This window comes from Pseudoalteromonas sp. SR45-4, assembly GCF_014163535.1.
Taxonomy (GTDB): domain Bacteria; phylum Pseudomonadota; class Gammaproteobacteria; order Enterobacterales; family Alteromonadaceae; genus Pseudoalteromonas; species Pseudoalteromonas nigrifaciens.
Window position 1 is genome coordinate 49,245 of sequence record NZ_JACJDO010000025.1, and the last position, 8,627, is coordinate 57,871.

The 8,627-nt window shown below is 41.6% G+C and carries 7 protein-coding genes and 1 pseudogene; all 8 read right to left on the reverse strand.

Translation table 11 applies throughout. The annotated features are described in order from the left end of the window. Nucleotides 1-12: 12 nt before the first annotated feature. A complete protein-coding gene (locus H5058_RS11630) occupies nt 13-267 on the reverse strand; it encodes a DUF3862 domain-containing protein (RefSeq protein WP_086994927.1) in 255 nt (84 codons plus the stop codon). Nucleotides 268-298: 31 nt separating this feature from the next. Next, the gene (locus H5058_RS11635) at nt 299-1,135 is read right to left on the reverse strand and encodes a peptidoglycan binding protein CsiV (protein ID WP_182678321.1); all 837 of its coding nucleotides are present in this window, start codon (nt 1,133-1,135) and stop codon (nt 299-301) included. Further along, the gene (mfd, locus tag H5058_RS11640) at nt 1,135-4,608 is read right to left on the reverse strand and encodes a transcription-repair coupling factor (RefSeq protein ID WP_011328511.1); all 3,474 of its coding nucleotides are present in this window, start codon (nt 4,606-4,608) and stop codon (nt 1,135-1,137) included. Before mfd ends, H5058_RS11635 begins: the two co-directional genes overlap by 1 nt. Nucleotides 4,609-4,669: 61 nt before the next feature. Next, a complete protein-coding gene (locus H5058_RS11645) occupies nt 4,670-5,563 on the reverse strand; it encodes a carbon-nitrogen hydrolase (protein WP_011328510.1) in 894 nt (297 codons plus the stop codon). Further along, entirely contained in the window at nt 5,560-6,615 is a 1,056-nt protein-coding gene (locus H5058_RS11650; protein WP_182678322.1) for an agmatine/peptidylarginine deiminase, read from the reverse strand. Before H5058_RS11650 ends, H5058_RS11645 begins: the two co-directional genes overlap by 4 nt. A 57-nt stretch (nt 6,616-6,672) precedes the next feature. Further along, nucleotides 6,673-7,281 (reverse strand): PilZ domain-containing protein, encoded by a 609-nt coding sequence (locus H5058_RS11655; RefSeq protein WP_182678324.1) that lies wholly within the window; start codon nt 7,279-7,281, stop codon nt 6,673-6,675. 223 nt (nt 7,282-7,504) lie between these two features. Beyond that, complete coding sequence (locus H5058_RS11660) at nt 7,505-8,266, reverse strand: haloacid dehalogenase type II (RefSeq protein WP_041454475.1); 762 nt, start codon at nt 8,264-8,266, stop codon at nt 7,505-7,507. Beyond that, nucleotides 8,266-8,505, reverse strand: a pseudogene (locus H5058_RS11665) (AhpC/TSA family protein); the annotation flags it as partial. The gene H5058_RS11660 and the pseudogene H5058_RS11665, both read right to left, overlap by 1 nt. Nucleotides 8,506-8,627: the final 122 nt, after the last annotated feature.

The window sequence follows — 8,627 nt, forward strand, 5'->3', positions numbered from 1 at the left end:
AAAGGGTTAGCGTTAGTTGTTTGCTAACCCTTTTTTGGTAAATAAAGTTACCTTGTTTGATACGAGTATAATTTCGATATTTTTCGCATCGTCACCCCAAACGCAGTTGGTATGCAGTGTTTTTTCTACGCAGTTATCAGCGCTTCCTAAAAAAACTTCGACTTCTGATTTATCCATACCAATTTTTATTTTTTCGTAGTTCTCAACATTTACTTTAGAACACGCTGCTAGGCTTAGCGTTGCTGCAATAATCAGGAGTTTTTTCATTGTTATTTCCTATGTGTTAAATAACATCATACTAATGTTTGAATTTTCTAATTTGGACGATCATCCCCATTCTAGGGTGATCAAAATAGTGTATTTCTTCACTTATTACTCGTCTAAATTGTGAAAAACGAGCGGCTTCTATTTCACCACTATCGTGCTTTTGGCTAATATCGAAATTAGCGGTTATGTATAAATAATGGCGTAAATGTATTTTAAATAAACCGTCGAGTTCCCACTTCATAGTGGGTTCTTTAGGTGCATTAAAAAAGGAATCTTGCGAGTTAACCAAACTAACAAAGTCTGGGTTTGCATAACTTGGGGCGCTAGGCTCTGTACTTTTAATATGCTCACCAGCGATTAAATGCATGCTAGGTGCACGCGACTTACTTGCCCCTTCAAAACGCCAGCCAGTATGTAATAGTGGCGTTAACCCTTTGCGCTCTAGAGCTTGGCGTTGGCTGTTAAATTGCAGTTGTGTTGGTGCTAAAAGGTATGTTTGCTGCATTGTATCTTGTGCAGCTACAAGCGGTGTTACCGGTAGGTGTTCATAACTTTTTAAATAATCAATACTGTTATCACACACCCCAGATTGCTGTTTTGAGTTAACTAAAGAATCTGCAAAAGAGCGTTTTTCAAAGCGTGTATCGCCATCAATACACGCTTGCATAGCTTGCTCAGTGTAAAGTGGGGTGAGTAAATCAAGTGTGTTTTTATCTTCAATAGCTGGTTTTTTAAGGCTAAAGTCTTCTTGTAAGTACGGAGCAGGGCGTTGTTTAAATACCAGCACTTCTACTTCAAACCAGCGCTCAGCAATTGCGGTGCTGCTAAATAAGCAGCATAAAATAATAAGCGATTTTTTTAGCAACATTAATGGCTAACCTTTTTTTCGAAATCTGCAAGCATTGCAGTGACCATTTTCAAGCGTTCGCGGGCATTTGCCTCGCTAATAACAAAGCGCAGTTTATTTGCGCCATCCATTTTGTACACGCGCGGTGCACTTTGTATCAAGCCTATGATGAAGCTAGGATTAACCTTAGTGTTTTGGCTAAATTCAAAGTAACCACCTTTCGGGTTTGCCTCAATTTTTGTTATACCTAAATCACTTGCTCGCATTTTTAATTGCTGCAGGCTAAAGAGGTTTTTAGCCGCGTCGGGTAATAAGCCAAAGCGGTCGATTAATTCTACCTGCAATTCGTCCATATCGGCAACATTAGCACAACTAGCAACGCGCTTGTACATACCTAAACGTGCGTTCACATCGTAAATATAATCATCGGGTAATAAAGCCGGTAGCTTTAAGTCTACCTCAGTTTGTTTTTGCAAGAGGTTTTCAAGGGTGGGCTCTTTGCCTTCTCGCAATGCTTTTACTGCTTGTTCAAGCATTTCCATGTATAAGCTAAAGCCAATGGTTTGCATTTGTCCTGATTGATCATCACCTAAAAGTTCACCCGCACCACGAATTTCTAAATCGTGGGTTGCTAGTGCAAAACCTGCGCCTAAGTCTTCTAATGACTCTATTGCTTGTAAGCGTTTGCTTGCATCTTTAGAAAGAGCTTTAGGATCGCCTGTTAATAAGTAGGCATAAGCTTGATGATGGCTGCGACCAACACGTCCACGTAATTGGTGTAACTGCGCTAAACCTAGTTTGTCGGCTCTATCCATAATTATGGTGTTAGCAGTTGGTATGTCAATACCGGTTTCTATTATAGTGGTACACACTAATACGTTGTATTTTTGGTGGTAAAAGTCAGCCATTATTTGCTCAAGCTCTTGCTCGCGCATTTGCCCATGTGCACTGGTTACGCTTGCCTCGGGCACCCATTCACTTATTTCTTGTGCTACGCGCTCAATTGTCTCTACGTTATTATGTAAAAAGTAAACTTGGCCACCGCGTTTAATTTCTCGAAGTACTGCTTCACGTATTAATTCTACATCGCGTTGGCGCACAAAGGTTTTTACTGCTAAACGCTTTGCAGGTGGAGTGGCAATAATAGATAAGTCGCGCATACCGCTCATGGCCATATTTAAGGTACGCGGGATAGGCGTTGCAGTTAAAGTGAGTATGTCGACATCGGCGCGTAGCGCTTTAATCTTCTCCTTTTGGCGCACCCCAAAGCGATGTTCTTCATCAACAATTAATAAGCCTAAATCGTTAAATATAATATCAGCCTGGATCAGCTTATGAGTACCAATGACAATATCGAGCTTGCCGTTGGCCATTTTTTCAAGCGTGTCTTTTTGCTCTTTAGGTGAGTTAAAACGCGACAATACACCTACCTCAATAGGAAAGTCGGCAAAACGGTCTTTAAAGTTTTCAAAGTGTTGTTGGGCAAGTAATGTTGTAGGCACCAAAATAGCTACTTGTTTGTTATCGTTAACAGCTACAAATGCGGCGCGCATGGCGACTTCGGTTTTACCAAAGCCTACATCGCCACACACTAAACGGTCCATGGCTTGTTTTGATTGCATATCGCCTAATACGGCTTCAATGGCATTGCGTTGATCGTCGGTTTCTTCAAACGGGAAGCTGTCGCTAAATTGGCGATAAGCTGGGGCATCGAGGGTAAATTTATTCCCTGGTTTTGCTTGGCGCTGAGCGTAAATATCAAGTAACTCAGCGGCTACATCGCGCACTTTTTCAGCAGCACGTTTTTTAGCTTTGTCCCATGCATCTGAGCCAAGTTTATGCAGTGGTGCACTGGCTTCTTCGCCGCCCGAATAACGACTTAGCATATGCAGCGCCGAAACCGGTACATACAATTTTGCTTCACTGGCGTAAGTAATGGTAACAAATTCAGTGATAATGCCTGCGGCATCTATGGTTTGCAAACCTTGATAGCGACCAACGCCGTGATCAAGATGTACAATAGGTTGGCCTTCTTTAAGTTCGGCTAAGTTACGAATTAGTGCATCTTGGCTGGCTTGGTATTTATGCTTACGGCGACGGCGCTGCGATACTTTTATGCCAAGCAGTTCTTGTTCGGTGATAATAGATAAACTAGGTTTAGTACCTAATACAACACTTTGCTCCAGTGGGCTAACAATTAGGCCAACATCGCTTTGGCTTTTTGTAAACTGCTCAAAACTAGTAAATTCTTTAAACTTTAAGCCGCTAGGTTTTAATACTCCCAGTAATGACTCGCGCCGGCCATCCGACTCTACGCTTAGTAAAATACGGCCTTTGTGCTTTTTTTGCGCCGCTACATAGTTTATAAACGCACCGTAAGGTTCGCTTTGTTTATGATCAATGCGAATAACAGGTAATTCACTAACAGTTAAATTTTTATTGCCTGCTTTTGTACCTAGTTTTGCTTGAGATAAGCGAATACGCGCATAATTCCCTAAATTAGCAAACAATTCATTAATGGGTTGATACAGCGCGCTTGGCTCTAATAATGGACGCAGTGGGTCTACGCGGCGGTTTTCATAGCGCACGTTTACGTCATGCCAAAAATTATCGGCGGCATGTTCTAAATCACCGAGCTGCATTACCGTTGTGGTTTCAGGTAGGTAATCAAAAATAGTGGCCAGTTGCTCGAAAAACAGTGGCATATAATATTCTATACCGGCAGGCCAATTACCTTTACTCACTTGCATGTAAACAGAGTCTTGCTGCGCGCTGGCACCAAACTTCTCACGGTACGCTATTCTAAAGCGTTCAATGTCGGCTTCGTTAGTGGGAAATTCGTGTGCCGGGAGCAGTTCAATTTTATCTACTTTTTCATCTGAGCGCTGGGTTTCAACATCAAATAAACGAATGCTGTCGAGCTCGTCGTCAAAAAAGTCGAGTCTAAAAGGATGCGGGCTGCCCATAGGATATAAGTCGACAATAGAGCCGCGAATGGCGTACTCGCCGTGCTCCATTACTTGCTGTACGTTTAAATAACCCGCTTGTTCTAAATTATTTCTGAAATTATGAGTATCGAGCTTATCACCCACCTTAAAGTTAATTGTGGACCCATAAATAAACGAAGCCGGGGCGGTGCGCAGCATTAAGGTAGAAACAGGGACAATTAAAACACTTTGTTGCTCGTTTTTGAGCGTATTTAAAGTGGCTAAACGGGCAGAAATAATATCTTGATGAGGAGAAAAATGGTCGTAAGGTAGGGTTTCCCAGTCAGGAAATATCATTACCGGGTTGTCGGGCAATAAATATTCTAGCTCGGTTTCAAGGCGCAGGGCGCTTGGCGTGTCTGGGGTTACAATTAATACTAAATTGTCTTGTTGTTTTACACCCTCAGCAATAGCAATGCTTAAACCGCTGCCGCTAAGTTGCCCCCATTGAATTTTATCTTTTTGAGATTTCACCCAAGGCAAGGCTGCCCATTGCTCAAACGCCATTTATTACTCCATTTATAAATTGGCCCTAATTTATTATGTAATAAGGGCCAAGTAATTTTATTTAATCGCGGTAAATTTTTGTTAAGTCTTGGTAGTGATCAATTCTGCGGTCGCGTAAATACGGCCAAATACGTCTTACGTTTTCGCTGCGCTGTTGATCAAGCTCAATTACTAAAATTTGCTCGTCAGTATTATTAGCCTCAGCAAGTAATTCACCTTGTGGCCCTGCAATAAAAGAGTTCCCCCAAAATTGAATCCCTTCGCTTTGCTCACTTGGGTCTTGCTCGACTCCAACGCGGTTACAACTAATTACCGGTACACCATTGGCAATCGCATGGGCGCGCTGGCTAATAACCCACGCATCTTTTTGGCGGGTTTGTTCATCGCTATCATCACGCGGATCCCAGCCTATTGCAGTTGGATAAATAAGTAGCTCAGCACCGGCCATTGCCATTAAGCGTGCAGCTTCAGGAAACCACTGATCCCAACATACTAATACGCCCAATTTACCTACTGAGGTTTGAATTGGCTCAAAGCCTAAATCGCCTGGAGTAAAGTAAAATTTTTCGTAAAAACCAGGGTCATCGGGAATATGCATTTTACGGTATTTACCGGCAATACTGCCGTCATTTTCAAGTACTACAGCGGTATTGTGATAAAGGCCGGTAGCACGTTTTTCAAATAACGACGCCACAATTACAATGCTTAACTCTTTTGCCAGCTCACCTAAAGTATGCGTGCTTGGGCCTGGAATGGTTTCGGCTAAATCAAACACGTCTACATCTTCGGTTTGGCAAAAGTACAGGCTACGGTGTAGCTCTTGCAGCACAACTAATTTAGCGCCTTTGTTGGCTGCTTCACGAATTGCGGCAATCGACTTTGCCATATTTTGCTCAGCATTATCGCTATTGCTTTGTTGTACGAGTGCAACGGTTAATTTTGCAGGGCTGGTCATTGAGCTGCTCCAGTTAAAAATCTACGTGGGAGTTGCATTGTTATACAGTGCAAACTGCCAAATTGTTCAATAATAGGTAGGCAATTAATGCCCACAATTGTGTGCTCTGGGTACGCTTGTTGAATTTGCGTTAAGGCGAGCTTATCGCTTACATCATCGTACGTTGGTACTAATACCGTATTATTAATAATTAAGTAGTTAGCATAGGTGGCAGGCAAACGTGTTTGCTCATCGTCATACACTGCTTTGGGCCAAGGTAAGGCAATTAAATTATATGGGGTGTTATCGGTAGTTTTAAAGCCTTGAAGCTGTTTTTCCATCGCATGCAGCGCGTTGTAATGCTCATCGGTTTTATCGTCGCACTGTACATAAACAAGAGTATTGTTTGGTGCAAAGCGAACTAGCGTGTCTATGTGACTGTCGGTGTCGTCGCCCGCTAAATAACCATGGTCAACCCATAAAAAGTCAGTTGCTCCTAAGTGCTGTTTTAACAGTGTTGCAATGTCACTTGGGGTTAAATTTGGGTTGCGGTTTTTATTGAGCAAACATTCACTGGTAGTAAGTAATACGCCGTGTTCGTTTATTTCAATGCCACCGCCTTCAAGCACCATATCTACTGCTTGGTAGTCATTATCTGTATCGCTAAGCTCATTGACTAAAACACGGTTTATTTGATTATCTAAATTACTTGCAAATTTATTGCCCCAACCGTTAAAGGTAAAATCATACACTTTAAGCTGATTAGGGTTATTTATAGCGGCGCAAGTAAGGGGGCCGTGATCGCGTGCCCATGTATCATTTGTTGGTGTAACTACAAAGTGAACACAGTTTAAGGGGACGTTGGCGGCGTGCAATAGCGCAATAACATGCTCTTTTACAGGCTCGCTGTGCGCTACAATAACTAATTGTTGTACTGCGGTAATATGTTTTGCAAGCGCTACATACACAGGCTCAACGCGTGCTAAGTTTTCAGCCCAATCGGTGTTTTTATGCGGCCAAGTTAGCATAACAGCGTCTTGCTCGGCCCATTCTGGTAAAAGTCTAAAATTCATGAGTAATTGATACAAATTAAGGTAGCGCTAGTTTAGCAGTTTGAGTGTACATGTCAGCTATTTATCATCTGCTTGCATGTTTTGTGATTGCTCTAATTGCTGGCGTTTTTTTAGTTGTCGGGTTTGCGCATGCAAACTGGCTCTAACGACTAGTTCTTGGTCGCTGTCTCTTATGGCTATAAAGAGTAAAGTGTATTGGTAATGCTCGGTATCGATTTTTTTAATTGCAACGACTTCGGTATAGCAATAAACAGCTGACGCTTCATGGTGTAAAAAAAGTTTAGTCCGAAACTTTTGCCCTAAAGAATAAACATCCTCTGTTGTAAATTTTACGCCACCGCCGCCATAACTATCGCAATAAATAGCGTTATCTTCGCTTTGCTCTGAGGCGAGAACATGGCTCATTATTAAGTCTATTTTACGTGATTGCGCTTGTAAAAAAGCTGCTAGCTCTTGGGCAACATCACCTAAATTACGCAGTGGTCCAAGCGCGCTTTGCTCTAAGCTACTTACTTCATTAGCGAGTTTAAATAAAGGGGGAATGTCTGCGTCTAACTGAGTAAGGTTTTTTGGAACGGCGTTATCATCAACTATGTATAGGTTTACACGGTTACTTTCATCAATTTGAAAATATTGTTCAAACTCACTTAATCTTTGACTGTTCATAGCACTCTCCGCAACACATTTAAGTAATAATAGCGCCCTTAGTGCTAAATTACTAGAATATATGTTTTTTGAATAACTGCTTGAATACTTTATTTATATTCATTTTATAAATATAAAAAACGGCCAACGTTATCCTAACATTGGCCGCTGGGGTATTGATTAATTTTTACCACTTTAATCATGGCACATAGATGCCGTATGGGGAGGAGACCATTACATCAGGTTATTTAAGCAGCTCGGTTAACTCATGTAAGTTTTTTACAACATGATCTGGTTTTTTAGCCAGTGGGTAAAGTGCTTTACCTGGGCGTGCAATAAAAGTGGTTTGTAAACCGGCTGCTTTTGCGCCGGCTACGTCCCAACCATGTGCTGCAACCATCATGGCTTCATTTGGTTTTACATTAAGTTTTTTAAGTACCCATTGGTACGCACGTAAATCAGGCTTGTACACTTTAATATCTTCAATGCTGTAGCGCTCGTCAAAATAATGGGTTAAACCAGCGCTTTCAAATTGTGCTTGTACGCCTTTATTTGAAGAGTTTGTTAGGCTAACCAGCTTATAACCTTGTGCTCTTAATGCAGCTAAACCTGCTTTTACGTCTGCGTGTGGAGGCAGTGTTAATAATGGTGTAACAATCGCGGTTTTTGCTTGCTCGCTGGTAATATTAATATTGTTGTTTTGTGCCACCATTAATAATGACGCCACGCCAATTTGGCCAAAGTCTTGGTAATCGCCAATTACAGTTGATACCAACGAGTGGTGTAGCATAGTAGAAAACCACAATGGTAATAAATCCTCTCGCCCACCAAGTGCTTCGCCTATAGAAGCGCGCATTGAATCTAGATCAAGGAGTGTTTCGTTAACGTCAAAAATTAACACTTTAGGTTTATTTGAGGTTTGTTCGGCCATAGTATCTCCAGATAATAGGCTTGCGCCTAAAATTAATGAAAGGGTTAGGGTTTTTAGGGATGTTAATACAGACATTATTTACTCTCAGATTTTAAAGCGTTTAATACATCAAAAGGTTCAGCGCGTAGGGTGTAGTCTTCAGTTACAAATGCGTAAGTGATCACACCTTGTTGATTAATAACATAAGTGGCCGGTAGTGGTAGTTGAAAGCTTTTATCGCCGTAGTAGTGCTCAAAATCAATACCAAATTCGGTATATAACGCTTGAATACGCTCATCGAGTGTAAACAATAAACCGAACTGCTTGGCTATTTTATCGAATCCTTCCGAGAAAACCCATTGATCGACGCGAAGCGGCGTCGATGGGATGAATCGGAATAACTAGCCCTGATTTTTGAATGTATTTTCGAATTGTATCAGCAGAAGCATTTCCAACT

Bases quoted from the DNA above. Each gene is read 5' to 3' on its own strand.
- H5058_RS11630 (WP_086994927.1), bottom strand. From the start codon at position 267: ATGAAAAAACTCCTGATTATTGCAGCAACGCTAAGCCTAGCAGCGTGT.
- H5058_RS11635 (WP_182678321.1), bottom strand. From the start codon at position 1,135: ATGTTGCTAAAAAAATCGCTTATTATTTTATGCTGCTTATTTAGCAGC.
- mfd (WP_011328511.1), bottom strand. From the start codon at position 4,608: ATGGCGTTTGAGCAATGGGCAGCCTTGCCTTGGGTGAAATCTCAAAAA.
- H5058_RS11645 (WP_011328510.1), bottom strand. From the start codon at position 5,563: ATGACCAGCCCTGCAAAATTAACCGTTGCACTCGTACAACAAAGCAAT.
- H5058_RS11650 (WP_182678322.1), bottom strand. From the start codon at position 6,615: ATGAATTTTAGACTTTTACCAGAATGGGCCGAGCAAGACGCTGTTATG.
- H5058_RS11655 (WP_182678324.1), bottom strand. From the start codon at position 7,281: ATGAACAGTCAAAGATTAAGTGAGTTTGAACAATATTTTCAAATTGAT.
- H5058_RS11660 (WP_041454475.1), bottom strand. From the start codon at position 8,266: ATGTCTGTATTAACATCCCTAAAAACCCTAACCCTTTCATTAATTTTA.